The sequence below is a fragment of the Arthrobacter ramosus genome (genome assembly GCF_039535095.1).
In the GTDB taxonomy this organism is placed as follows: domain Bacteria; phylum Actinomycetota; class Actinomycetes; order Actinomycetales; family Micrococcaceae; genus Arthrobacter; species Arthrobacter ramosus.
The window spans coordinates 1,340,250-1,363,112 of record NZ_BAAAWN010000001.1 but is presented as its reverse complement, the minus strand read 5'-3'; the positions used below and the strand labels follow the sequence as shown (position 1 = coordinate 1,363,112).

Here is a 22,863-nt window from a genome sequence, read left to right as displayed (position 1 = left end):
GTGGCCCCGCGACCCAAAGGCACGTCAGCCGGCCCCAAGCTTTATGAGGAGCGGCGCCTTGAACTCGGCCGGAGTTTCCAGGACGGCGGAGAACACTATGACCGTGTCCGGCCCGGCTACCCTGCGGATTCGGCAGACTGGCTGCTGCCTGAAGGTGCGCGGGACGCGGCAGACATCGGCGCCGGCACCGGAAAGTTCACGTCGCTCCTCGTCGAGCGCGGGCTGGCTGTGTCCGCAGTGGACCCTTCCACGGACATGCTCATCCAACTGCGCAAAACGCATCCACAAGTGGTCGCCCTGAAGGGCACGGCCGAGGCAACTGGACTGGCGGACTCAGCATTCGACGTCGTCAGCGTTGCCCAGGCCTGGCACTGGTGCGATCCCCTCGCCGCCAGCACCGAGATCGCCCGGATCCTTCGACCCCAGGGCGTCTTCGGCTTGATCTGGAACCAACTGGACACTTCAGTGCCCTGGGTCCATCGCTTGTCCCGCATCATGCATGCCGGCGATGTCCACAAACCGGACTTCCGGCCTGTGGTGGGCCTGGAGTTCGCCGGCCTCGAAAGTCACCTGACGCGTTGGGAGGATCCCGTGACTCCGGCCGACATCCTCGAACTCGTGAAGTCGCGCAGCTACTATCTGAGGGCGAATCGCGCCACCCGGGCCAAGGTCATGGGCAATCTTCAGTGGTACCTCTTCGAACATCTCGGGCACGCTGAGGGCGAGGTCATCCCGTTGCCCTATCTCACCCAGAGCTGGCGGGCTCGGAAAGTCTGATTCGGCCGGTTCACGATAGGCTTGGAACCGTGAAGACCAGTGCGCCCTCCTCCTCGATCGAGGACTACGTCAAGGTCATCTACTCCTTCACGGAGTGGCAGGACAAACCCATCACGTCCTCACAGCTCGCGCAGCGGCTCGGTGTCGCCAATTCCTCCGTCTCGGAGATGGTCCGCAAGCTCAAGGACCAAGGCCTGGTGGACCACCAGCCCTACAGCGCCATTACCTTGACCCCCCAGGGAATGCAGCTTGCCCTGGGCATGGTCCGCCGGCACCGCCTGATCGAGACCTACCTCGTGAGGGAGCTGGGCTACAGCTGGGATGAAGTCCACGACGAGGCCGAGATGCTCGAGCACGCTGTCTCGGACACGTTCATCGATCGCATGGCCGCCAAGCTGGGCAACCCCGGACGCGATCCCCATGGTGACCCCATCCCCGCTGCGGACGGTTCGGTGAGCCTGCCGCATGCGCACCGGATGATCGAGCTCGACGACGGCCATTCCGGGAAGATCACCCGGATCAGCGACGAAAACCCGGAGCTGCTGCGCTACCTGTCCGCCGAGGAAATCGACCTTGATGCCCGCGTCCAGGTGATTGGCCGCAAACCGTTCGGCGGTGCGCTGGTGGTCCGGATCGGAAAAGGTCCGGGCAGCCGCGACTACGATCTCGCTGATGAGGTCACTTCGGCGTTGTGGGTAGCCACGGACACCATCCACGAAGGCTGCGTCCTCGCGGAACGCTGACGAAGCTGTGACTGGAAAGCCGGTGTCTTGGAAAGTACTGTTCAGGCGCGCTGGGCAGCCGTCCCGCCGTCGTCGGGCGCTGGACCTTCCGGAGAGTCCATCACCGCAGGGCCCAGCACCGGGTTCCGGATCCCGACGGCGGATGCCGCCGCCCCGAGGAAGAACAGCACGGCGGTGACCACCACGGCATTCATGAGACCCTGGCGGCTGAAGACCGGGCCGATGATGAGTCCGGCAAATGCGATGCAGATCAAGCCCGCGATGCGGGCCACGGCGTTGTTCACTGCGGAGCCGATCCCTGCCTCTTCGGTGGGCACCGCGCCGAGGATAGCGGCGGTGAGGGGCGCCACCAAGGTGCTGAGGCCGATCCCGAAGACGATCTGCCCGGGCAGCACTTGCGTCCAGTAGTTCAAGGGCTCCTGGACGGCCAAGGTCATGAGAAAACCGATTCCGCAGATGAACGGCCCGGCCGTCATGAACCACCGCGGACCGTACTTGCCCGCGAGTCCGCCGAAGAATGAGGCCGTGAGCATCAGGAGGACCGTCGCGGGGAGCAACGCGATGCCCGCAGTAGTCGCTTTCATCCCTCCCACTTGCTGCAAGTAGATGCCTACGGCGAAGAAGCCGAGGGACAGGGCGCCGTAAATGGCCAGCGTGGCGATGTTTCCCCAACCGAAATTACGGATGCCGAAGAGCCGTAGGGGCAGCATTGGTTCCGGGGTCCTGGCTTCGTGGATCAGGAAGAGGACCAGGCCAACGGCTCCGACGGCGAGCGGCATCCAGACCACCATGTTGCTCCAGCCCATGCGCCCTTGTTCGATGAAAGCGTAGACCGGGCCACCGAGTCCCACCATGGCCAGGAACGCGCCAAGGTAGTCGATCTTCTTGCTTGTGTCCGTGGCGGCATCGGACTTCCGCAGCCCGGCGAGGATCGGCCAGACGGCGACGGCCGGAATCACATTGATAAAGAAGATGACGCGCCAGGACAGCAGGTCGACCGATGCGCCGCCGATCAGCGGGGCGACGATGGCAGCCGCGCTGGTCCAGCCGGACCATTGGCCGATGGCTTTGGACTGCGCGGGCCCGGAGAAGAACGTGACGATCATGGCCAGCGAACTCGGGACAAGCAGGGCACCGGCGATCCCTTGCAGGGCCCGCGATACCACCAGCACCTCCCCGTTCCAGGCGAGACCGCACGTGACGGAGGTGAGGGTGAAGCCGGCGAGTCCCCATTCGAGGATGCGGGCGCGGCCGAAGTGGTCGGAGAGGGATCCGGCGACCAGGATCAGCGCACCCAGGGTCAAAAGGTAGGCATCCACCACCCATTGCTGGATAACAAGTCCACCACCCAGTTCGCGGCCAATCGCGGGGAGCGCGAGGTTCACCACGAAGCCATCCAAAATGGCGATGAAGGAAGCCACAATAGCCACAACAAGGACCCGCTTTTGGAGCGGAGTGCTTGGCAGCAGGGCCGCTGCGTCGGTCATGAGCACAGCCTACGCCTGCTCGTCCGCTCCCGTCCGGATTCCTGCCCGATCCTGCCACGGCGAAATTCCCGTATCGTTGAATGGTGATTAGCAGACGTGACGCCGCACTGGCCCTTGATATTTCGATGGAAATGGCCCAACGCCACGGCATCCCCGCCAGGCTTTCAAAAGCCGAGTTGAGCGAGCTGCAAGACAATCCACCGCAGTGGCTCGTCCAATCCCGCGCCAACCGCACCGGCAAGCGTCCTGTGTGGGTGCACCTGAGCTGCGTCGTCTGCGGCTACACCGAGGCTGCCCGTCCCAAGAAATGGTGGCCGGAGTTCACCTACGTTTTCTGCGGCCACCACCGGAACAGCGAGGTTCCCGGAATCCTGCCCGGAGAGGTCCGCAGCGAGTACGAAGGAATCGGCTCACGGTTCGTGGGCATTGTGGACGTCCCGGCTTCCGAAGCCTAGTTGCTCGGGCGTTCGGTTGCTTTCAACCGAAACAGGCGTAACTTACAAGGAGAGGGCCTTTCAGGACCCTCTTTGCAGGATCTTCAGGGAAGATCCGTAGTTAGGGAGCATGACATGCCTGACAAAGCGCCGCACCAGCACGAGACGAAAAAGAGTATCAAGACCATCAAGGAGAAACGGGCAGTGAAGCGTGCCAAGCACGAATCCGACGCCGCCGTGGATCCGGTGGCCCATTTGAGGATGCGGAAGAAATAGCAAAAAGCCGGAGCCATCGTGGCCCCGGCTTTTTAGCTGAATGGTTCCGTCGTGACCCCGGCTCCTCATGAATCCGCGTCAGTCATTTCGCTGGGCACGGCGACAATCGCGTGGATTTTGCCGTCCCGGAGGACCGTCAGGAAGAACGGCTCACCGATGGCCTGCGAAAACAAGAGTTTTTGAAGGCTCTCAGCACTGGATACGGCCCGCGACTGTGCGCTGAGGACCAGATCGCCCGCGAGCAGGCCTGCCCGCTCCGCCGGAGATCCGGCGATGACTTCCACCACCCGCAGCGCTTCCTTCTGGCCTGTCCGGATCACCGCACTCGCGTCCAACGGAATAGGGGTGCTCACCAAGCCAAGGTATGCCCGGCGGACCCGGCCGTCCTTCAGCAGGGCGGCGATGATCCGTTGGGTGGTGGTGTTGATGGGTACTGCAAGTCCGAGGCCCAAACCGGCCACGGCGGTGTTGATCCCCACAATCCGCCCTTTGGTGTCGGCAAGGGCTCCCCCGGAATTGCCCGGGTTCAACGCTGCGTCGGTCTGGATGACGTCCTCGATGACCCTGCTGTGCCGGCCGGACCTGACCGGGATGGAGCGTCCGAGGCCGCTGACGACGCCCGCGGTCACTGATCCTGCCAGTCCCAGCGGGTTACCCACGGCGATCACCAATTGGCCGACGTGCAGCGACTCCGCGTTGCCCAAGGTGGCCGGCGGCGGTGTGTGGTGCCCGCGGACGATTGCGAGATCGGACAAGGGATCCGCACCGACGAGTTCGACGTCGCTATGGGTTCCGTCGGCGAAGATTGCCCGCCCGGAGCGGAGCCCCGAGACTACGTGGGCGTTGGTCAGCATATAGCCGTCCCCCGTGAACACGACGGCCGATCCACTTCCGATCCTGACCTGGCCGTTTCTGCGGGCGCTGCTCATCTCCAATGCTGCAACATGCGGCGTGACTGTCTCTGCGACGTGCATCACTGTCCGCGAGTAGGCGTCCAAGGCTTCGTCATCCGACGGGGCGTCAGGGATGTCCTCGGGAAATACTTGTTCCGGCAACGTACTCATCGTGCACCTCCTGTAACCGGTGGTGTCTATATCAACGAATACGCTGCTTCGGTTAGTCCGTTCTGTCCTACGCCGTGGGTGAACTCTGTCACGCCGCTGATGATGGGGAAATTAACCCCACAATGCCTAGCCCCATAACGCTTTCCGCAGCAGTGCCTTGAGCTGGGCGGCTTCCCCCTCGTCCAGCGCCGCCAGCACTTCGGATTCCGCGTGGCGGGCCGCAATGGCTGCTTGGGCAAGCAACTGGTTCCCCTTCGACGTCGCAGTCACCGTCTTGGCCCGGCGGTCCTGCTTGCCTGGCGCCCTGGCCACGAGCTTCCGCTTTTCAAGCTCGTCCACCAAGGCGACGATCTGGCTGGGGTCAAGGCTGAGGAAGTCCGCCAACTCCCGCTGGGTGGGCTCCAGGCCGCTGTTGGCCAGGATCAGCACTGAGTACGAGCGCTCCTTGAGGTCGAACTCAGCAAGCGCCCGGTTGTTCACGAGCGATCCGCCTGCATGGAGCTTGGCCAGCAGGAAACCCACGTCCTGGCTGATCGGAGCGGCGACCAGCCGGTCCTTCGTGGCAGCCTGTTGCTCGTCCTGCGCCTCGATCGTCATAACAAACTCCAATAATCTTCAAAATCAATCGTTGACATTTTCAACTATAAGTATTTTCATGGATACAGAACAGCATCCCACGCCGAAGGCTTGGATGCACGGGTATCGAGCAAAGGAGCAGCGATGAGCCTGACAGGAAAAGTAGCGATTGTCACAGGAAGCGGTCGGGGACTGGGGCTGGCTTACGCCCGGGAACTCGCCCGTCAGGGCGCGGCAGTGGTCATCAACGACGTCGACGCCGAGGTGGCCGGCGAAGCGGTCCGGACCATCGAGGCCGACGGCGGCCGGGCAGTCGCCGTCGTCGCTCCCGTAGGCAGCACAGAAGCGGCGAAGCAGCTGGTGGAGGCGGCCGTCACGGAATTTGGCCGCCTGGACATCCTGGTCACCAACGCCGGCATCCTGCGGGACAAGAGCCTGCTGAAGATGACAGACGAAGACTTCGACCTGGTCATCAACGTCCACCTCCGCGGCACCTTTACGTGCGCCCGCGAGGCATTCGGCTACTTCAAGGAGAACGGGATCGGCGGCCGCATCATCGCCATCGGCTCCCCGACCGGGCAGCGCGGCAACTTCGGCCAGACAAACTACGCTGCAGCGAAGGCGGGAATCGTGGGCATGGTCCGGACCTGGGCACTGGAGATGAAGAAGGCCGGCGTCACTGCCAACGCCGTCATTCCCGTGGCCGCGACGGCAATGACCAAGACCATCCCGTACTTCCGGAAAGCGGTGGAGGCAGACGAGCGCGGCGAGGCCATGCCGCGCTTCTTCCGCCACGAGCTCGGCTTTGGAACGGCCGACGACGTTTCCGGGCTCATTGCCTTCCTCGCCTCCGACGAAGCGGCCGGCATTACCGGCCAGACCATCGGCGCTGGCGGAGACCGCCTCCAGCTATGGACCCACCCCGAAGCCGCCGCCACCGAATACCGTGAAGGCGGTTGGGGTTACCAGGACCTCGTGGAGAACTTCGGCCCGTTGTTCGGAGACAAGCTCCAGAGCGTCGGCGAGGAATTCCTGCCGCTCCCGGAGGAACTGCAGCCCGAAGCCGCCGCGGCTCAGGTCCGCTGACATGGCCGCACCCCAGCGCTACGAACTCGGCATCGACGCCTCGAAACTTGACGCTATCGACATGCACGTCCATCTCGAAGTGGACGGCCACGGCCACGAATCCCTGCCACAGGCCCTGACGGAAGCTTCCGCGAAGTACTTCAAGGCCGAGGACCGCACGCCCTCGCTGGACCGGATCGCCGAGGTCTACCGGCAACTGAACATGGCCGCCGTCGTCTTCACCGTGGACGCCCGCACCCAGCTCAAGCACGAGCCCAACAGCATCCCCGAACTGATCGCGGGAGCCGCCAGCAACAACGACGTTCTGATCCCCTTCGGCAGCGTGGATCCACGCACCGGCGCCGAGGCCATCCAAGGCGCCAAGCACCAGGCGATCGACCTGGGCGCCCGGGGCTTCAAGTTCCATCCGAGCCTGCAAGGCTTCGATCCCTCCAACGAGCAGTTCTATCCGCTCTGGGAAACACTGCAGGAGCTGGGCCTCCCGGCCATCTTCCACACCGGCCAGAACGGCATGGGCGCCGGCCTGCCCGGAGGCTACGGCATCAAGCTGGCCTACTCCAACCCGCTGCTGCTCGACGCCGTGGCCGCGGACTTCCCCGGGCTGCAGATCATCATGGCCCACCCCTCGGTCCCCTGGCAGGATGAAGCCAACTCCATCGCCACGCACAAATCCAACGTGTTCATCGATCTCTCCGGCTGGTCCCCCAAATACTTCCCCGAGTCACTGGTGCGCATGTCCAACTCGGTGCTGCAGGACAAGGTCCTTTTCGGCACGGACTTCCCGCTCATCACGCCGCAGAAGTGGCTGGCCGCCTTCGCCGAGCTCCCGCTCAAGGACGAAGTCCGGCCCAAGATCCTCAAGGACAACGCCGTGCGCCTACTCGGATTGGACGGCTGACATGAGCCTGGAAACCCACGTGGAGCCAGGGGCGGCGGAGCGCCTCTACGACATCTGCGACTACTACGACGCCGAGTCCCTCCTCACCGGGGACGAGCGCAGGGTCCTGGGCCGCTTGCGCGATTTTCTGGACCGCGAAGCGAAGCCACTGTTGGCGGACTACTGGGAGCGCGGCGAGTTCCCTTCCCAGTTGGCCCGGCCGCTCATCGATCTGGACCTGATGGAACCGGCGGAACTGACGGGTACCTCGGGCACAAACAATGCTCCTGCCCGGGGCATCTACCAAGGCTTCAGGATCTTCGAACTCGCCCGCACGGATGCTTCGCTGGCTACGTGGTATACGGCGCAAGCCGGCCTCTTCCGCACCGCCATACGGGTGGGCGCCTCGGAGGAGCAGCAGCGCGAGTGGATGCCGCGTGTGATCGATTTCTCGCTCAAGGGCGTCTTCTCGCTGACTGAACCGGAATCCGGCTCGGACATTGCCGGCGGACTCTCCACCACCGCGGATCGCGACGGCGATGACTGGGTGCTCCATGGTGCGAAGCGCTGGATCGGGGGCGCCTCCACGGCGGATGTCCTGGCCGTGTTCGCCCGCGATGTCGCGGACGGACAGGTCAAGGCGTTCCTCGTGGACCGCCAGGCAGCCGGGGTGAACTTGGAGAAGATCCACCGGAAGACCTCCTTGCGGATGATGCAAAACGCCCACATCACGCTCGACGGCGTCCGGGTCCCCGAATCCATGCGCCTGCACAACGTGAACTCCTTCAAGGACGTGGCGGCGATGCTCCGGGCCATGCGCTCTGATGTCGCCTGGATCGCGACCGGCATCCAGGCCGGCGCCTTCGAAGCAGCCCTCCGCTACGTCCGCGGGCGCCAACAGTTCGGCCGCCCGCTGGGTTCCTTCCAGCTGGTCCAGGAAAAGCTGGCCCGCATGCTTGGCAACCTCACGGCAAGCCTGTCCCTCGTGGTCAGGCTGACCGAACAGCAGGCACGCGGCGTCTACCGAGACCAGGACTCCGCGCTCGCCAAGATGCAAAGCTGCCTGGCCATGCGGGAAACAGTCGCCTTGGCCCGCGAGCTGGCAGGCGGCAACGGAATCACGCTCGAGAGTGATGTTGCCCGGTTCCACGCCGACGCCGAAGCCGTCTACTCCTACGAAGGAACACACGAAATCAACGCCCTGATCGTCGGGCGCGCACTCACGGGCGAGAGCGCCTTCACCCGATAACCCCACACTCTCTTCACCCACCACAACCACCAGGAGGCAACAATGCCCAATCTCGTCGTCGACTTCGACAAATTGCTCACCCTCGCCGGAACAGACCTCGGCGTCACCGAATACCGCGAAATCACCCAGGAACAGATCAACAAGTTCGCGGACGCGACCGGAGACGAGCAGTGGATCCACGTCGATCCGGAACGCGCCAAGGACGGCCCGTTCGGCGCCCCGATCGCTCACGGCTTCCTCACGCTCTCGCTCATCATCCCGTTCTGGGGCGAGCTGTTCGACGTCGAAGGCGTGACCACGAAAGTGAACTATGGCCTGGACAAGGTCCGTTTCACCTCCCCGGTCAAGGTGGGCGCGCGTATCCGTATGCAAGCCACCATCGCCGAAGTCACCGAGGTCAAGGGCGGCGCCCAGATCAAGGTGTCCAACACCATCGAAATCGAAGGCCAGGAACGCCCCGCAGTCGTGGCCGAATTCCTCGCCCGTTTCTACAAATAGCCCGCTTCTGCGGCACTCCCCCACCCCTGCTTTAAGGAACAACGATGTCCCAAATATCGCAGCTTCAATCCATGGACGCGGCTACCAAGCGCAAGGAAGCACGCACCGTCATTGCTTCCAGCTACCTGGGCAGCACCATCGAGTACTACGACTTCCTTCTCTATGCCACAGCCGCAGCAGTCGTCTTCCCCAAGGTCTTCTTCTCGGGAATGGACGACTGGGTGGGCGTCGTGGCCGCCTACGGAACTTTCGCCGCAGGATACGTGGCCCGTCCGCTGGGCGGGGTCATCTTCGGGCATTTCGGCGACAAACTGGGTCGAAAGGGAATGCTCATCGTCTCCATGTTGGTTATGGGCTTGGCTTCCGCGCTGATCGGCCTGGTCCCGGGCGCCTCGGTGGCCGGTCCGTGGGGAGCCGTGATGCTTGTTGTGCTCCGGGTCTTCCAGGGCATCGCCGTGGGCGGCGAGTGGGGCGGAGCCGCCTTGATGGCTCTGGAGCATTCGGAATCGGGGAAACGCGGCTTCGCGGCATCGTTCGTCAATGCGGGAGCGCCGTCGGGCGCCGTGCTCGGCACCCTCATCATGGGCGCTTTCTCGGCCCTGCCAAACTCCCAGTTCCTTGCCTGGGGCTGGCGCGTTCCCTTCCTGCTCTCGTTTGTCTTGCTCGCAGTGGGCATGTTCGTCCGGCTGAAAGTATCCGAGAGCCCCATCTTCCAAGCCGCCATCGAACAGGAAAGGGCGGCAGAGCAGGAAAGAGTGGCCAGGACCGCGGACAACCGCGCCGCCACGAAGCCCGTCATCCCGCTCCTCCAGGTGCTGCGCCGGCCCAAGACCCTGATCTTCACTATACTCGCAGGTGCCGCCGGTTTTGCGCTCCAGGTGGTGCTGGCAACGTTCGCGGTCACCTTCGCGGTCTCCAAAGGCGCCGACCGCCAGGGCGTGCTGTATGCCTTCGCGGCCGCTTCTTTCATCTCCATCGCCTTCGTGATCCTTGGCGGCAGGCTCTCGGACAAGTTCGGCCGGAGACCTGTGATGATCGGCGGTCTCGTACTCTTCATCGCCTATCTGGTCCCGATGTTCCAGCTGTTGTCCTCAAACAACATCCTCCTTGTCTTCGTCGCCTTCACGGTCGGCCTGATGATCCACTCAACGCTCTTCGGGCCACTGGCCGCCTTCGTGTCCGAGCAGTTCGGCACCACTTCCCGCTATACGGGAGCCTCGCTCGGTTACCAGCTCGCGACGCTCCTCGGTGCGGGCTTCACGCCGGGAATCGTGGCCCAGATCTTCAAGGATTCGGGCCAGAACACCGCCTCGGTGGTCTTCTATCTGGCTGCGATGTCCGTCGTCTCCATCATCTTCATCCTGTTGACCCGGGAACCGAAGAACAACGATTTGCAGACCGTCCGGCCTTGAGGCCGGGAAGGGTCTAGCTTGGGAATCAGAAAGGATCGTCATGGAGAATTTTGGCATCGGTTCGTGGCTGCAGCGCCGCCGCCCGAAGTCCGGAAGCAAGGTTGCACTGATCTCCGGAGACCGCCGACTCAGCTATGAGGAATTTGCGGAACGATCGGACAGGCTCGCCAACGCCCTCAAAGCCGGGGGCGTTGCCAAGGGCGACAGGGTGGCCTATCTCGGGGAAAACCATCCCGCTTTCCTGGAAACGCTTTTTGCCTGTGGGCAGCTCGGCGCGATCTTCGTGCCCCTCAACACCCGATTGGCGCCGCCGGAGATCAATTTCCAGCTTGAGGACTGCGGTGCCGTTGCGCTGATCCACTCCGCGAGCCTCAACGGTCTTGCGGCCAGCGGCGCGGAAGGCACCCTCGTGAGCCGGCGCGTCGTCGTCGGCGATTCCCTCCCGGGCGACTGTAGCGCCGCTTCCGGAAGCGAAACCCCGACGGCGGCGGAGGACTATGAGGACGTCGTCGCCTCGGGAGCGCCCCTGCATCTGGACGAGGAAATCGGGCTCGATGACGGGGCCATGATCCTTTACACATCCGGAACCACGGGACGCCCCAAGGGTGCATTGCTGACCCACGGCAACATCACTTGGAACTGCATCAACGTGATTGTCGACTTCGATTTCTCTTCCAGCGATGTTGCGCTCATGATCTCGCCGATGTTCCACGTAGCGTCGCTCGACATGGGAGTGTTGCCTACGCTTCTCAAGGGCGGGACCGTGGTCCTGGAGTCGAGGTTCGATCCCCAACGCACCCTTGAGCTCATCGAGCAGCACAGAGCCACCACCATCAGCGGGGTGCCCACCACCTACCAGATGCTCTGCGAGCATCCGGCCTGGGCGACGTCGGACCTCGGCTCCCTCAACAAGCTGACCTGCGGCGGATCGGCGGTACCCCTGCGCGTCCTCGAAGCGTACGAGGCGCGGGGACTGCACTTCTCCAACGGCTACGGAATGACCGAGACGGCGCCGGGAGCCACCACGCTGCCCGCCGCCAGGTCCCGGGACAAAGCGGGCTCTTCCGGGCTCCCGCACTTCTTCAGCGACGTCCGGATCGCCGACGTCGCAGGCGGCCTTGCCGGGCAGGGCGGGGTGGGGGAAATCCAGATCAAGGGTCCCAACGTCATCCACGAATACTGGAACCGGCCCGATGCCACTGCCGAATCGTATGAGGACGGCGGCTGGTTCAAGTCCGGAGACATGGGCTACAAGGACGCAGACGGATTCGTCTTCGTCTCGGACAGGCTCAAGGACATGATCATCTCGGGCGGCGAGAACATTTACCCGGCAGAGGTGGAACAAGCGATCGGTGAACTCGACGCCGTGGGCAGCGTAGCGGTCATCGGCGTGCCGGACGAGAAGTGGGGCGAGGTGCCACGCGCCGTGGTGGTGCTCCGCGAGGGAGCCCTTTTGACCGAGGACGAACTCAAGGAGCACCTGGCCGGCAGGCTGGCCCGCTACAAGATCCCGAAGACTGTGGTGTTCGTGGACGACATGCCACGAACGGCCAGCGGAAAGATCCGCAAAAGCGAGCTTCGCCGGAGCACCGTTTCCTGAGGGATCCGCTTCTCAGGTGCTTGGCGTATCAGCTCCGCCACGGCACGGAAGAGGACATCGAGCGACTGAACCGCGAAGGTGAATTCCGCCGTCGTGACCTTTCTTTTGAACTGGTTAACAACAACACTCGACGGACCGGAACAGCGGTCGCGTAGGAATCCCCGAAAACAAGTAGGGACTACTCAAGACAGCAACTCCCCGCAGTCCTAACGTGTCGGACAGCGTCCATGCGACAACAGATGGGCGGATTGCAACGACTGGGCCCGGACTGGCGAGGGGCCGCAGCCAAAAAAGCAAGGGGGCTTGCTGAATGGACTACCCGCTTTTCAAGAACCGGGGTCGGTGCATCGCCTACGCAAACCATCAGGAGAAAGACTGGCTCCTTACCGGGCCCGCCCTCCCAGCCTAGGCAGACGGGGCGAGGGCCTTCGCAGCACAATGCCGGACCCAGCCGACGGGCTGAGATTGGGGAGAACGTGGACGGGCAACAATGGATATGGGTCGTGATGGTCCTCGTCGGAGCCGCATTGGTAGCCGTTGTGATGGTCTTTGGACACCAGCGGCGGAGGCTGGTTGATCCCAAACGCGCCGCAAAACATCGCGACGGGGAAGCCGGAAGTCCCGCGGACAACGTCGACAGCTCGCATGACGAGCCTGCAGCCCGGAGTCCGAACCACTAAGACCTTGGGAATGGAATAGCGAATCTCCGGCCCGGGCAACAATCCCCGGCAAAGAACACACAAGCAAAGAAAAAACACCCCGGCCCGAAGACCGGGGTGTTTTCACGCCTGGTTAGAGGAAATAGCCCGAGACATCCGCAATGAGCTGCGCGGTGCCGCTGGAACGGTTGTATAGCTTGACCTTCCCATCTGGTCCTATGGGGATAGTGACGCTATTAGGGACAATCTGTCCGGTGGCGTAGTTCAGGTTCGAGGCATTCGGGAGTGGTGCTCCGGACGGATAGGCTGTGACAAAACCGAAGGACGTCGAATTGGCGACCGTGAGGTTGAAAATCGTCGCAGCGGCGGTGGCGGGGACTCCGCCGACACCACCTACCTGGAACGAGATTGTTCCGTCCCCTGGCACCGCCGTGGTGTTCCTTGTATCAAGGAACCTCGTTGGGGCGATCGGCTCGAACGTGCCCGGGAGCGTCGCAACGCCTGTCAGATAGTATCCCGAGACGTCCACGATCAATTGCGCAGTGCCGGTGGACTGGTTGTACAGCGTGACCTTGCCGTCTGACCCAACCGGAACCGTCACCCTGTTCGGGACGATTTGCCCTGTGGCGTAGTTCAAGTTGGATGCGTTTGGCCTCAGGGTTCCGGAGGCGTAGGCGGCGACAAACCCGAATGAAGTCGAGTTGGCGACCGTCAGGTTGAAGGTCACGGCCGACACGTTTGCAGGTATTCCGCTGACGCCGCCAACCTGGACCGAAATGGTCCCGTTGGGAGCCACGGGCGTGGGGGTGTTCCTTGTATCGAGGAACCTGGTTGGCGCGATCGGCTGGAAGGCCCCCGCGGCGGCCGCTGTTCCTGCGACGTAGTACCCGGAAACGTCGGCGATCAGTTGTGCCGTGCCGGTGGACTGGTTGTACAGCGTGACCTTGCCGTCCGCGCCGACTGGAACCGTGACGCTGTTCGGGACAATTTGTCCCGTGTCATAGTTCAGGTTGGATGCGTTAGGTCTCGCAGTACCGGAGGCGTAGGCCGTGACGAACCCGAATGAAGTTGAGTTCGCGACCGTCAGGTTGAACGTCACCGCTGAGACGCTTGCCGGTATTCCGTTCACTCCACCGACCTGGAATGAGACGGTCCCGTTGGGAGCCACCGGCCCGCTGCTCGTCCTCGTGTCGAGCAAGCGCATCGGCGTCAAGGGCTGGAACGCGCCGGGCGGTAGCACCGCTTCCGTCAGGCTGTAGTCGTCCGTAACCAGCGTTCCCAAGCTGGTAAGGGTCAGGGCCATGGTCATGGCGGTGGCACCGGCAGGCGCGGGTGGAGAGGTATAGGTGACTTGGGTGTAGGCCGCGGAAGGAGGATAGAGCGGACTCGACGTCCAATACTGCCAGTTGCCCTGGCCCAGCCTGTAGTAGAGCTCGAATTGGGTATTCGCCGTCGAGTTGTACCAGGCGGACATCGTGTATCTCTTGCCCGGCGTCACCGTCGGAGAGCATTGGCCTGTATCAAGCGGTGGCAGTATTTTGGCGTCACCGTCCAGGTAGGTGGTCATCACCAGTTGTTCGGCGGCAGTCCCGGTGTGGGCCCCGGTCACCGTGCTGTAGGTGTAGGTGTTGTTGCCGTAGCCCCCCGGAACCCAACACGAAGGCGCCCCTCCGGCGACAGGGCCGGCGGTCTCAAAACCGGGATTACGGAGAAGGTTTCCGGAGGTGATGGGCGCAGGTGGCGGCGGGCCGGCCGGATTGGTCTTGACAGTGCCACCGATCACCTGGTCGACGGTTTTGACAATGATCCGTCCCGCGGCCTGCTCGGCCACCAGGAAGTCAATGAGGGCATTGAAGTTTGCAGTACTCACGTTGAGCGGGTTGTTCGCGACGTTGATGTGGTGGAAAGTGTATTGCATCCAGCCGCCGCCGGGCTCGGCTTTGAGGGTCAGGTCCTTCAGGTTCTGCAGTGTCCACGTGCTGTCGATTTGATCCGGCGCCTTCGTGAGATATGGGTCAGCGGGCGGCATGGTTTCGGAGAGGGGCATGCCGGCTGAAGCAGGAATCTGGCTGGCAATGTCACCCAATCCACGGGCGCTGTTGTAGCCGCAACTTTGAACAATGGTCTCGATGGCGGGGGTTGACGAGGCGTAGGGGTACGCAAAGTTCGTTACGCGCAACCCCATGTTTGTCAGGTTTGTGCGGTCATCGCAAACCTGCCGGGTAACCTCGCCTGTGTCAGCCTGGGCGAGGTCGGGGTGGGTAACGGTGTGCCCCCCAATCTCGTTTCCCGCTGACTGAAGCGCGAGCGCCTGAGCAGTTGTCATGTGCAAAGAGTCAGAGTTGAGAAAGCCTGACGGAGTGAAGAATGTTCCGTGCAGGCCTTTGGAGTTCATGTAAGCCGCGGCCGCCATCTGATCGAGGTGGGCGTCATCGAACGTAAGGGTCACGGTGACGAGGCTGGCCGCCCGGGCTGCCGGTGCCAAGAGGATCGCGTTGAAGAATGCCGCCAGAACAAGTACCACGGTGCCAATAGCCGTAGCGCCGGTCCAGTGAGACTTCAGGATTTTCCACTTTCGGCCCCGTTCGGGCAGCGAGGGAACCGTCCACCGGTCTGCCCCCGCAGAAGTTTGTTGGGATTGCGCGCCACCCTGCCTGGATCGTTTCATAAGACCGAACTCGTTTCACAAATGCGGTTCGTCCCCCATGTCCTGCCTGGATATGGCCCGAACGAAACCGGAACGGGCATTCTCTGACGGCCACCCACACCCGCAGGTGGTCGACCCTCCCCAAAATACTGTCGTTCCCACACAGCGGCTTGAGTGTCGGCTACCTGTCTTTCGCACCCGCCACTCGGTTTCTTCCCGGTGTCCCGCGCATCGGGTAGCGGAGCGACGCCAGGCGTGAAAACCGGTAGGGCTGACAGGCTAGTCGCAAACGTGACCGGCGTGTACAGTCGGTTTTCGCAGCCCCTTCCGGTGTCCCCGACCGGGTCCGAGGAGTAAGGAGTGACTGTGACGTTGCCTGCAGTCGACAAACGCGAACAGCCGGAACGCGAGCACGGAAGCCCGTCCCGTGCTTTCACGTCGAAGTCTGCCGCCGGTCTCATCGTCGGCCTCGCCCTCATTGCACTGTTCGCGGTCGTGCGGGTGCTGGCACCATCGACGCCGGAGGTCTTTGGGCTTCCCAACGCCGCCCGCGACTTTGCCACGCTGTCGATCAGTGTCGTCGTCGAGTCCCTGCCGTTCGTTTTCCTCGGGATTGTCCTCTCGATCGCCGTCCAGGTCTGGCTGCCGGAGGGCATGCTGCTCCGCCGCCTGCCCCGGAGCCCGGTGCTGCGGAGGCTGGTCCTCTCGCTCTTGGGAATGCTGCTGCCGGTTTGCGAGTGCGGCAATGTTCCGCTGGCCCGCGGTCTGGTGGTCAAGGGCCTCACGGTTGCGGAATCGATGACTTTCCTGTTTGCGGCACCGATCCTGAACCCCGTAACCATCGTCACCACCGCGCAGGCGTTTGGCTGGGACAACGGCATCCTGGCCTCCCGTGTCCTGGGCGGTTTTTTCATCGCCAACCTTGTCGGTTGGATCTACAGCCGGCATCCGCGGCCCGGGGAGCTGCTGACCGCCCGGTTCCAGGAGACATGTTCGCTGGCAGACCACCACGACGGCGATGCCGGCAGGGTGCGGCGCAGCGTGCAGATGTTCTCCCAGGAGACGCGCGCAATGATGCCTGCCCTGTTTGTTGGTGCAGGCATGGCAGGGCTGATCCAGGTTGCCGTTTCCCGCGAAGTGCTGGTCGCCCTGGGCAGCAATCCCGTCTGGTCTGTCCTGGCGTTGATGTTGCTGGCCTTCGTCGTTGCGATCTGCTCAAACGTGGATGCCTTCTTTATCCTGTCGTTCGGGGCAACCTTCATGCCCGGAGGCATCGTGGCTTTCCTCGTCTTCGGGCCCATGATCGACGTGAAAATGCTCGCCCTGATGCGCACCACGTTTACCGCGAAAACCCTCCTTCAGCTCAGCCTGCTGGTGGCGCTTTGCGCGGCGGTCCTCGGATTGGCGGTCAACTATGGTCATTAGGCGGCTCGTGAGCCGGTGGCAGGGCGTGGTCCTCAGCCTGATCGGCCTCACAGCGACGATCTGGCTGGGCCTGTCAGGGCAGCTTGCCTTGTATATCCATCCACGGTATTTCGTGTTCACGGTCATCATGGCGGTGATCGCAGGAGTGCTCGCCCTGGCGGCCTTCGCCTTTGCTCCAACTGCCCAAGACGGGCACGAGCACGGCGACGAGCACGAGCATGGCGATGAGCCCGGTTCGCGATGGGGCTGGCTGTGGCCTGTCGGGAGCGTGCTGACCATCATCGCCGCCGTCGTCGCCTTGCTGATCCTGCCGCCGTCGACCCTTACCACTGCCACTGTTGCACAGCGGGACCTCAACGGCTCAGCATCCGCCCTCACCCTGAAAGCACCCGCACTGCCCGGCAAGGGAGACTATTCCGCGTTCACGGTGAGGGACTGGGCATCGTTGCTTCGGTCCGGCGCAGGGCAGGACTTTTTTGCCGACAAGACTGCCACCGTGACCGGGTTCGTCAGTGCGGACAAGACAGATCCAAACGTTTTTTTCGTGACCCGTTTTGTGGTGACCTGCTGTGCTGTTGATGCCCAGCCGATTGGCGTTCCCGTTTATCACCCCGGGTGGCAAAACGAATACAAAACCGATAGCTGGGTCACGGTCACCAGCAGCTTCCGCGCCAACCCCAACGCGGCCAGTCGCGAGGCAATCGTTCTGATTCCGGACTCCATCAAGCCCACCACACAGCCGGCACAGCCCTATGTCTACTAAGGGCCGTCCCGTCTCAGCCAAACGGGCTGCAGCGATTGCTGCCGCAGCAGAACTGCTGGCTGGACGCCGTTTTGCCCGGCGCCTCTACGGGACCATCGCGATTCTTGCCGTGCTCGCGGGCGGGTTGACGGTAGCGAACCTTTCGAAGCTGCCGCACGCAAATTCCACCTCGGCCCTCGCCCGCTCCGCCACTCCTGCCGCCTTTGCGCTGTACACCCTGCAGAGGGACACCGGCAAAGACAACTCAGGGCTGAAGAAGCCGGACACCATCCTCGGCACAAGCCTCTCCGGCAGCGATCAGGGCACTGTCATTGTCAGCGCCCCCCGCATCCAGGAGTATGCCGCCCTGCCCTCCGCCCTCGCCGTCGTCACCCTCAACGAGGACAACACCAGCTCCCTTGAGATGGTCCCCCTCACCGGCGGCCCGCCAACGCTTGTTCCATTGCCAAGCCTGGGGACGGTGGCCAACGTTCATGCGGCAGGGGCCGAACACCTCATAGGCTTCACTTTCACCGCTTCTTCGGCCACTGGCCAGTACTGGAAAACACTCTTCGTCTACGACGTCGACAAACCGTCCTCGGCTCCGTGGGCCGTCCAGGGCATCCACGGTCCGGTCACAGCGACGGACTGGCGCTTTGTACCCGACGCGGCCACCTTGGTGGCACAGGCAGACGACCAGTCCATGTTCCTCATTGACCCGCTGGACTCCGGCAAGGTCTCGCCTTTGGGCACGCATGCCGGAATCCTCGGATTCCCCAGCACGAACGAACTTGCCGTGAGCGACCCGGGGTTGAAGGTGGGCATAGACCCGCCACGGTATTCGACCCTCAATCTCTCCAACGGTGCACTCACGCCGACGACCCTCGCGGGAGGTGTCCCCCCGGAGAACAACCAAAGCGCCACTACCACCGTGGGCCAGCCCTCGGTCCTCGGCGGTTCCGGCCAGTACGCGCAGGTGGTGAGAAAGTTCGACGCCGGGAAGGAGACCTCTTTGGTCAATCTCACCGACAAGAACGGCTCGCGCGTGCTTTACCGGCCTGACGCTGCCTGGTCGCGCATCCTGGATACCTGTGTCTCTCCGGCCAGCGACTACCTCGCCGTCGAAACAGCGGCACCGCAATATGCCGGCGACCAATACCCCGTCCTCCCCGAACCGACCCCCATGCGGACCGACCTCGTGGACTTGAAATCGGGCACCGTACTGAAAAGCGTTCCCGGTTTCCTCCCCAGCTGGTGCGGTTGAGCGAACCCGTGCAACAGCTGGCTCCGGAGGTCTGGTGCACCCTACCGGATAAAGAAAAACACCCCGGTCCGAAGACCGGGGTGTAACCGATAAGTCGACTCATCCATGAAGGATGTCTCGACCCATCACAAAAAGTGGGTGGTTCACACAACTCCGATTGCCAATGGGGCAGACACAAATTGCTTCGCCCGTGTCCTGCCAGCACAGCCTAAGGCAACTGTTTGGCACACCGGCAAATTTTCCCGGTATTCGTCCATAGCGGTCCACCACGACGATTCCCAGCCCGATTAGCGAAAAACCTGCCTCTCACCTAATGTCCAAGTCATGAGTGAGATCACGGATTGGATAAATGCGACTGGGGCCGCGGCCGGAGCGGTTGCAACGGGCGGCGCGTTCCTAGTGGCCGCGGCAGTCTATCGTCGTCAAGTTGCCGATCAACGCCGTGCCCAAGCAGCCGCCATTACGGTCGAAGTTGGTGCAGCGTACGAGAGCCCGGTTCCAGGCATGATGTGCATAGTCAGAAATCACAGTGTGCTTCCAATCTATGAGGTTTTGACGTGGGGCAGCGGCGACAAGAGATCGTTTAGACCCACTAGATTGGTGGCGCCTCAGAAGATCAGTCAATCGGCGCTCCATGGTCATAAAGAAGGAGAGAAGGTCCATATGTCGTTTACTGACAGCGCGGGCGTCCGGTGGACAAGGAGCAGCAGCGGAGCGTTGCAGGAAATGCGTACCGGAGCTTCTCCCCTACCATGGTTGATAAAACTGTTCCTGCACCCAACTTGGAAGCATTTGTGGGGGTGGCGCACACGCTCTTCACACGAAGCCCGATCACTTTAGACGCTTTGCTTCGACCGTATATATATCGATCAAGAGCAATGGCAACCGGTCGGTACATCTGAAAACGCCAAAGAGGGAACCTGGCAGGGAACTTCATTTCATCTGAACTCAGATAAACTTCCATGTGCTCGCCATCATATTCGGACATCCGCCATGGGTTGAGTGCCGGTGACAACAGTCTTTTCAGGATTCAGTTGAGGTGCTCCGAGGTGTCTTAATTCGCGGATCACGGACGTGATGTTGTTGATGCCAACCAAAGAAATCGGCGTTTTGCGCCTCGTGAGCGATACATCTGCGGCCGGTGAGGTTGGCAATTAAGTCGGCTGGGGCGCCTGGCAAAACCTTTCCCGGATTTATTCGTCCATAACGGTCGACCACGACGATTCCCAGCTCGTAGAGCGCATCGCAACCCAGGAGACACGCCAGCATCGCCACGTGTGCCGTGTCCATTCGCTCAAGCTCGCTACACGCCCAACGAGGCTTGATGTGCGCTGCGACCAACAGCTCTGGCGGTAGCTTTCGCCCGCAAAGAGAACAGACATTGCCGCGAATATCCAGCTGTTGCCGCCGGAGGAACGCCTGTTCGGCGCGAATGGCAATTACGGAGTATCGATCAGTCGCCGTTTCGAGAAATGTCTCGTAGTCGGCAGGAGCGCCGTGACTGTCGGGCAACGTCTCCTGCGACGCGTTGAATATTTGCAGTCCTGCCGCCCGGAGAAGCGCTTGCCCTTCCTCCCCTGTGAGTCCAAAAAAGTAGCCCTGGCGGATACTTCCCGCCCTGGTTGTTGGCCCATTGCCGGAACCAATGATCTGCACCGCTTCCGAAAAGTCCAGACTCGTATCCGCAATCGGCTCCACCAACAGGAGTGTTCCCTCGGTGTTAGCCTCCTCCACATATCCATTCGGGGTTAGAGCAGCGCGCGGCGTAGTGACGACTCGGCTGACGGCCCGGACAACCGGGCTGACGTAGTGAAAAACGACGTCGCCCGGCCTGGACTTCCTTAGGGACGACCAGTGCGATTGTCGTCGTCCGAGGGCGTCTTTCAGCGGCGCCCAGAGTGTGCGATCGGGAAACACCACTTGGAAGTTTTTGGTCTGGGTGGCCCACCAGAACTGTGTTTCTGGCCCTAGAGAAATAGTCTTGGGAAGCTCCAGGTCAAAACCATCGGCCCAAAGGTCAGTGACCTCGAACCCAAGACGACCGAGGATTTCTTCGGTCTGCCGACCGCCAGACAATCGCGGAGTGCCGTCCTGGCCGCAATTGAACTGAAGCTGAAATGCCATAGCTACCAATGGCTTACTATCTACGGCTTGGCCGTCATGCATCACCACATAGCGCGCCGACTCCTTGTAGCGGGTACGACCAATGAACTCCTCACGACCTATGGCCTTCCACAGCCTGAGAGCTCGCTCGATACTCTCCGGAATTAACTCGGAGTACGTGTGACGTCTAGGCGCCGTGCTGTCGTCAGTGTCGTTCACTGGATCGAGGTCCTCTCCGGAGTGCCGGTCCTGTTGCAGCTTCTTGATGCAGCGGACACGTCGGGCTCACTTCCGAGCCGCTCATTTCTCGTTGTATCTTTCATACCGCCTATCTAAGGCCGGGGCCGGCAGGCAGGGTCGCATTCATGGGAACACGGCGCTCCATCCCGGAGGACGGGAGGGGCTATCATTTCCGGCCGCTGACCTCGAAGGCCCACCTTTCAACTTCATCTGCGGCGACCTCGCGGCCCAGGTTATCCGCTGCGGTATTTGCCCACTCCTGCATGAGATCGACGGCAGACTCGTAGGTCGAGACGGGATACCCGTACCTGTAGTTGAACCGTTTGTCTTCCGGACCTGCCCACGCACGCAGCGTGGCGAGAACTCTGTCGTCCACTATCAGGCAAGGATGGCCGGGATTGCCGGCACCGGCGAAGTAAAGAACCTTTGAAAAGAAAGCCGGACCAAGGAACTTGAACCCGTTGGTGTTTCGCGTCCCGCGCATGGACGTGTATCCATCCCGCGCCGACTTTGCGGCGGCAATGTAAGCACTGCGGAGGATACCTTCGGCCCGGGGCCGGTCTTGGTACACGGCATCGATGCGCTTTAGGTTGAGACGATGCCGGGTACCCGTTCCCCACGCCACGGCTGCCCACAGAAGGGGCAGCGTGTCCGAGGTTCCCGGCCCGGCTGCGAGTTCGAAGAGATCCCCCCTGCTGCTCCAGGCCTTGCCCTCGGTGGTCACCGATTTGTCCTCGAGGGTTCCCACCAGAGGCTGACCGGCCAGTTCCGGCTGTCGATTCCACCAGTCCAAATTCACGAGGACTTTGTGGCTGAAGATAGTTTCCTCGCGTGTCCGGGGTCGGAGCCACTCGATCAGTGGAGCCGGCGCGGCGGGATTACTCAAGAAATGTCCTTTGCGTCGGGTAGGTAGGGACGATTCGAAGTGGAAGTTACCCGCATTTTCACGAAACGGATGGCTTCGGGAGTCCGTATCAGGCGGAAGTTATCTTTCCGGGCACGATCCGGGGACGGTACAAAAATGAACCAGAATCGTTGGCCCTCTTGAACCCCTTCGTGCAACTCCCAAGATACAGACGTATCTCGTATTACCACCCCACCCACGTGGATACTCGGGGGCCCGACCACAGGCCTTGAATGGACGTTCGGGCTCATCAGCCCGATCAGTAATCGCCGAGTTGGTCCCAGTGATGCTTCTGTTCGCTTGATTCTCGCAGAGGAAGGATGTCGGAAGCCCGTACCTTGGGCGGCATTCGTCCGGGTGTGAGAAGGGTCCGCTGCCGACTCCTAGGCGGGATTGCCCTTGCCCGGGGCCCTCCAAGACCAAGAATGGTCGGCGACCCAAACTGTCGGTGGCGACATATAGAGTCGAAAGCATATTCTATTAATAGTTTTTCACTTAGAAGGTGTGTTCTAGTGCTGGATGTTGATGAGCGTGTGGTAGTGCGGACGACTCCGGACGGCTGCCCACTGGGGTTTGAGTGGCGGGACCGGCAGTATCGGAGCACCGAGACCCCTCTGAGGTTCTATACCCGGCGCCCGTGGTGGGTCGAGCAATCCCGTATTCAGAAGGGCATCGGCCCGCAGGTGCTGGAGACGGAGACGTGGCGGATCACGGCCTCCGGGCGTGGCCGTTCGGCGGAGCGGGTGTTCGAGCTGGTCCGTGACGACGCTGATTGGGTGCTGGCCCGGATCCTCGGCTAG

Annotated in this window: 20 protein-coding genes; 14 read left to right on the top strand and 6 right to left on the bottom strand. The window is 62.3% G+C overall.

Features of this window, described 5'->3' with window-relative positions:
• Both ABD742_RS06415 and ABD742_RS06410 read left to right on the top strand, forming a co-directional pair.
• Positions 1-777: a class I SAM-dependent methyltransferase gene (locus ABD742_RS06415; protein WP_234747952.1), complete on the top strand. Its 777-nt coding sequence runs from the start codon at positions 1-3 to the stop codon at positions 775-777.
• 29 nt (positions 778-806) lie between these two features.
• On the top strand, positions 807-1,520 hold the full coding sequence (locus tag ABD742_RS06410; RefSeq protein ID WP_234747954.1) for a metal-dependent transcriptional regulator: 714 nt from the start codon (positions 807-809) through the stop codon (positions 1,518-1,520).
• Between the two features lie 41 nt (positions 1,521-1,561).
• Here ABD742_RS06410 and ABD742_RS06405 read toward each other — a convergent pair whose 3' ends face one another.
• Positions 1,562-3,013, bottom strand: a complete 1,452-nt coding sequence (locus ABD742_RS06405) for an MFS transporter (RefSeq protein WP_372460873.1) — start codon at positions 3,011-3,013, stop codon at positions 1,562-1,564.
• Between the two features lie 74 nt (positions 3,014-3,087).
• Between ABD742_RS06405 and ABD742_RS06400 the strand changes: the two genes are divergently transcribed.
• Positions 3,088-3,462, top strand: coding sequence for a hypothetical protein (locus ABD742_RS06400; RefSeq protein ID WP_234747956.1), 375 nt, complete (start codon positions 3,088-3,090; stop codon positions 3,460-3,462).
• Between the two features lie 114 nt (positions 3,463-3,576).
• A complete protein-coding gene (locus tag ABD742_RS06395; protein WP_234747959.1) occupies positions 3,577-3,717 on the top strand; it encodes a hypothetical protein in 141 nt (46 codons plus the stop codon).
• Positions 3,718-3,782: 65 nt separating this feature from the next.
• Here ABD742_RS06395 and ABD742_RS06390 read toward each other — a convergent pair whose 3' ends face one another.
• Complete coding sequence (locus tag ABD742_RS06390; protein ID WP_234747961.1) at positions 3,783-4,781, bottom strand: S1C family serine protease; 999 nt, start codon at positions 4,779-4,781, stop codon at positions 3,783-3,785.
• A gap of 126 nt (positions 4,782-4,907) precedes the next feature.
• A complete protein-coding gene (locus ABD742_RS06385) occupies positions 4,908-5,378 on the bottom strand; it encodes a MarR family winged helix-turn-helix transcriptional regulator (RefSeq protein ID WP_234747963.1) in 471 nt (156 codons plus the stop codon).
• 123 nt (positions 5,379-5,501) lie between these two features.
• Between ABD742_RS06385 and ABD742_RS06380 the strand changes: the two genes are divergently transcribed.
• Genes ABD742_RS06380 through menE form a run of 6 tightly spaced genes read left to right on the top strand, consistent with a single transcriptional unit; the run spans position 5,502 to position 12,079 of the window.
• Positions 5,502-6,443: an SDR family NAD(P)-dependent oxidoreductase gene (locus ABD742_RS06380; protein ID WP_234747966.1), complete on the top strand. Its 942-nt coding sequence runs from the start codon at positions 5,502-5,504 to the stop codon at positions 6,441-6,443.
• A 1-nt stretch (position 6,444) separates the two neighbouring features.
• Positions 6,445-7,341 (top strand): amidohydrolase family protein, encoded by an 897-nt coding sequence (locus tag ABD742_RS06375; RefSeq protein ID WP_234747969.1) that lies wholly within the window; start codon positions 6,445-6,447, stop codon positions 7,339-7,341.
• A gap of 1 nt (position 7,342) precedes the next feature.
• A complete protein-coding gene (locus ABD742_RS06370; RefSeq protein ID WP_234747971.1) occupies positions 7,343-8,569 on the top strand; it encodes an acyl-CoA dehydrogenase family protein in 1,227 nt (408 codons plus the stop codon).
• Positions 8,570-8,611: 42 nt separating this feature from the next.
• A complete protein-coding gene (locus ABD742_RS06365) occupies positions 8,612-9,067 on the top strand; it encodes a MaoC family dehydratase (protein ID WP_234747973.1) in 456 nt (151 codons plus the stop codon).
• A gap of 44 nt (positions 9,068-9,111) precedes the next feature.
• Positions 9,112-10,479 (top strand): MFS transporter, encoded by a 1,368-nt coding sequence (locus ABD742_RS06360; protein ID WP_234747975.1) that lies wholly within the window; start codon positions 9,112-9,114, stop codon positions 10,477-10,479.
• A gap of 40 nt (positions 10,480-10,519) precedes the next feature.
• The gene (gene menE, locus ABD742_RS06355) at positions 10,520-12,079 is read left to right on the top strand and encodes an o-succinylbenzoate--CoA ligase (protein ID WP_234747977.1); all 1,560 of its coding nucleotides are present in this window, start codon (positions 10,520-10,522) and stop codon (positions 12,077-12,079) included.
• A 792-nt stretch (positions 12,080-12,871) separates the two neighbouring features.
• Here the strand turns inward: menE and ABD742_RS06350 are convergent.
• Positions 12,872-15,262: a polysaccharide deacetylase family protein gene (locus ABD742_RS06350; protein ID WP_234747979.1), complete on the bottom strand. Its 2,391-nt coding sequence runs from the start codon at positions 15,260-15,262 to the stop codon at positions 12,872-12,874.
• 495 nt (positions 15,263-15,757) lie between these two features.
• Between ABD742_RS06350 and ABD742_RS06345 the strand changes: the two genes are divergently transcribed.
• The 3 genes from ABD742_RS06345 to ABD742_RS06335 are packed head-to-tail and all read left to right on the top strand — an operon-like array spanning position 15,758 to position 18,816.
• Positions 15,758-16,810 (top strand): permease, encoded by a 1,053-nt coding sequence (locus ABD742_RS06345; RefSeq protein ID WP_372460880.1) that lies wholly within the window; start codon positions 15,758-15,760, stop codon positions 16,808-16,810.
• 7 nt (positions 16,811-16,817) lie between these two features.
• Positions 16,818-17,573 carry a TIGR03943 family putative permease subunit gene (locus ABD742_RS06340; RefSeq protein WP_234747983.1) on the top strand — a complete coding sequence of 252 codons (756 nt, stop codon included), beginning with the start codon at positions 16,818-16,820 and terminating at the stop codon, positions 17,571-17,573.
• Entirely contained in the window at positions 17,563-18,816 is a 1,254-nt protein-coding gene (locus ABD742_RS06335; protein WP_234747985.1) for a hypothetical protein, read from the top strand. The genes ABD742_RS06340 and ABD742_RS06335 overlap by 11 nt, the downstream gene beginning before the upstream one ends.
• Positions 18,817-19,839: 1,023 nt before the next feature.
• Here ABD742_RS06335 and ABD742_RS06330 read toward each other — a convergent pair.
• On the bottom strand, positions 19,840-21,138 hold the full coding sequence (locus ABD742_RS06330; protein ID WP_234747987.1) for a ScoMcrA-related endonuclease: 1,299 nt from the start codon (positions 21,136-21,138) through the stop codon (positions 19,840-19,842).
• Between the two features lie 187 nt (positions 21,139-21,325).
• Complete coding sequence (locus ABD742_RS06325) at positions 21,326-22,045, bottom strand: 8-oxoguanine DNA glycosylase OGG fold protein (protein ID WP_234747989.1); 720 nt, start codon at positions 22,043-22,045, stop codon at positions 21,326-21,328.
• 530 nt (positions 22,046-22,575) lie between these two features.
• On the opposite strand from ABD742_RS06325, the gene ABD742_RS06320 reads away from it, so the two are divergent.
• On the top strand, positions 22,576-22,863 hold the full coding sequence (locus tag ABD742_RS06320) for a DUF6504 family protein (RefSeq protein WP_035743724.1): 288 nt from the start codon (positions 22,576-22,578) through the stop codon (positions 22,861-22,863).

Coding starts and splice junctions, on each gene's coding strand:
- ABD742_RS06400 (WP_234747956.1), top strand. CDS start 3,088: ATGGTGATTAGCAGACGTGACGCCGCACTGGCCCTTGATATTTCGATG.
- ABD742_RS06395 (WP_234747959.1), top strand. CDS start 3,577: ATGCCTGACAAAGCGCCGCACCAGCACGAGACGAAAAAGAGTATCAAG.
- ABD742_RS06390 (WP_234747961.1), bottom strand. CDS start 4,781: ATGAGTACGTTGCCGGAACAAGTATTTCCCGAGGACATCCCTGACGCC.
- ABD742_RS06385 (WP_234747963.1), bottom strand. CDS start 5,378: ATGACGATCGAGGCGCAGGACGAGCAACAGGCTGCCACGAAGGACCGG.
- ABD742_RS06380 (WP_234747966.1), top strand. CDS start 5,502: ATGAGCCTGACAGGAAAAGTAGCGATTGTCACAGGAAGCGGTCGGGGA.
- ABD742_RS06375 (WP_234747969.1), top strand. CDS start 6,445: ATGGCCGCACCCCAGCGCTACGAACTCGGCATCGACGCCTCGAAACTT.
- ABD742_RS06370 (WP_234747971.1), top strand. CDS start 7,343: ATGAGCCTGGAAACCCACGTGGAGCCAGGGGCGGCGGAGCGCCTCTAC.
- ABD742_RS06365 (WP_234747973.1), top strand. CDS start 8,612: ATGCCCAATCTCGTCGTCGACTTCGACAAATTGCTCACCCTCGCCGGA.
- ABD742_RS06360 (WP_234747975.1), top strand. CDS start 9,112: ATGTCCCAAATATCGCAGCTTCAATCCATGGACGCGGCTACCAAGCGC.
- menE (WP_234747977.1), top strand. CDS start 10,520: ATGGAGAATTTTGGCATCGGTTCGTGGCTGCAGCGCCGCCGCCCGAAG.
- ABD742_RS06335 (WP_234747985.1), top strand. CDS start 17,563: ATGTCTACTAAGGGCCGTCCCGTCTCAGCCAAACGGGCTGCAGCGATT.